Origin of the sequence: Candidatus Vagococcus giribetii (assembly GCF_017316185.1) — a bacterium.
In the GTDB taxonomy this organism is placed as follows: domain Bacteria; phylum Bacillota; class Bacilli; order Lactobacillales; family Vagococcaceae; genus Vagococcus; species Vagococcus giribetii.
This window is the reverse complement of record NZ_JAFLVX010000052.1, coordinates 327-2,855: the sequence shown is the minus strand read 5'-3', so window position 1 is coordinate 2,855 and position 2,529 is coordinate 327. Positions and strand designations below refer to the sequence as shown.

The window sequence follows — 2,529 nt, the reverse complement described above, 5'->3', positions numbered from 1 at the left end:
CCTGCGACACCTTGGTCCCAAACCAAGTACTCTACCAAGCTGAGCTACTTCCCGTGTCATTCTTTAAAAAACGCGCCCAAGAGGAGTCGAACCCCTAACCTTCTGATCCGTAGTCAGACACTCTATCCAATTGAGCTATGGGCGCTAGTTTTTTAAAATCAAAAGCAAAAAAATAAGTTAGCCTAATTAATGTCATTAAATCTACGGACATAATAGCCAGTAACTTAATTATGTTGCCTATTCATTTGCTACTAAAGAATCATATCACTTAATAGGTTTTCTGTCTAGGGTTAATTGTTTTTCTTTCTTTATAACACCTCAAAAAAACAGATCATATTAAACGTTTATGAATCATATAAGTTATATTTATTTATATATAAATCTAAACGAATTGTTATAGATTGATAAAAACACTTGGTTTTCATCCTCAACTTCTTTTAAAGTCGTTTCGATAGATTTTAGAAGCTATCCTCTTTCACTTGATCTCAACAAACGATATATATTATACCTATAACATATTTGAATTGAATACCTAGATTCTAACAATCTCTTATTTTTGGAAATAACTCTAATATTAATTTAAACTGTTTCAAAGATTCCTTCTTCTATCTTAGCAAATAAGTACTGTTCTAAGAGAATAGAGTGACAGTTTTAATTAATAACCCAATACACTAAGTTTAGCCGACTCTCTCTATTGCTAGTGACACTCTTTTTTGAAAAATTAAAAGTCTCCCTATTCTAACTATCTCTTATACATCCTACAATATAGACCATGCTCCATATACTTATACAAGCCCATTAGTATTTGCATCTAGTTTTTTCGAAATCAATTAGAGATAGTCTATACTTACTAAAACAGCACTGCTTCTTGATATTTCTTGGATACAGTACAACCACTCAATCATATCTCTATTTAGTTAATCACGACTTATAACCAGTGAGTCCCCAACATGACTCTTATATCTAGATAAATTATATAAACAATAGTATTTTTATCAAGCGATTTGTTTCTTATCTCCAGTTGATAATTGACCTAACCAGTTCTAATTACATACAAGCTTCTTGGATATTAAATTAGCTAGCTCTACCTTATTTAAATTGGATAGAGTTTATTTTTAAATACTCTTCAATTAGTAGTAACTACTCTATAACTTCAAGCAGTTTTTGAAGCTCCTAAGTTTTGTAATAGTTTTATATAGATTACGATAAAGACATTGTATGAACTCGCGAAAAATATATCATTCTTTTCTTCTTAAAGTCACTACAAAGATACTCCCTTATCACTGAACTCATATCGATTAGCCTACGGAAGTTAGAACTCCTTATCAAACAAATCAGTATGTATTTATAGTTTAATCTCAAACTTTCGGATCTTCTATAGTTCTTCAAATCATTTAGATTTAATTTTTATATTCATTTATTAGTATAGCAACCTCAAAAAAATACATCGATAATAAGCAATAGTTAGGTAAGCTGTTCTTGATACCCTTTTACACCTTCTCTACAGCACATAAGATGAAGATAGTTTTTTACTCTTTATTATTTACACATTCGATCACATGGGTAACGTCTTGAAAAAATAAGGTAATTTTATCCTGCACAGCGTAGAAGCTATACTTTTCACGCCTACATGCAAAACACTAACTAGAAAAATTCTATAGAAGTACCTGAGACTAACACAAGTAAAAATCATCTCCATATATCAATAAGTAGTCTCATGAGTTTTGATAAATACAGTAATTTTAAACCTAGATATGACAATAACAAGATTATTCATTAGTTGAAATACGAAATAGATTCAAAAAATCAATAGTATAAAGCATTTTGTGTAGATTGCAATTTAGGATAAAAAGAACGTTCTCTTATATAGATAGACTCTCTCAAAAGAAGCAGTATAGTTAGATACCACAAAAGATATTCTTCGATTCAATGTCTCTAACGATAAAAATAATAGGTTTGAAGAGGTTTTTCTAGTTATGACTGGTGTTTCAAACAGTATAAACAATAGTATTCATAGCATTTCTTCTAATGTTAAATTTCAACAGTGCTATTTCTATAATTATTATCCATAAAGTCCGACAAAAGATATCTAATGATTTCAAATTAGTGTTTCAAGTAAACTCTACGGAAGACTAAATGAATCAATTTATCTTTATAATAAATAAATTAAAAAGTAGCATTCACAAGAGATTAAGTTACTAACTCCTGGAGGCTTCTTTATTAAACTTTTATACTTTCCCGCCACCAATCTGAAGAGTGATCTATCAATAGATTTAACTGAAGGATCCAATAAGTAACTAAAGAAACATACAAAAAGTAATTTCCTAATGAAGGAGTCCTGAATAGCTCACTACTCTGCTCAACAACTACAATCAAGTTTTATGCCAACCTCAAATATACATGATGCTTAGCGAAACCAAAAAATCAATGTGATATAAACAGCAGCCAGCTAAACTCTTTTTTAAAACACAAAAAAACATCAATCTAAAATTAGATTGATGTTTCAAATATGCCGAGGACCGGAATCGA

General features: G+C 30.0%; 1 tRNA gene. It reads right to left on the bottom strand.

The features are described 5' to 3' along the window. Positions 1-71: 71 nt before the first annotated feature. Positions 72-145, bottom strand: a tRNA-Arg gene (locus DOK76_RS13065). Between the last annotated feature and the right edge of the window lie 2,384 nt (positions 146-2,529).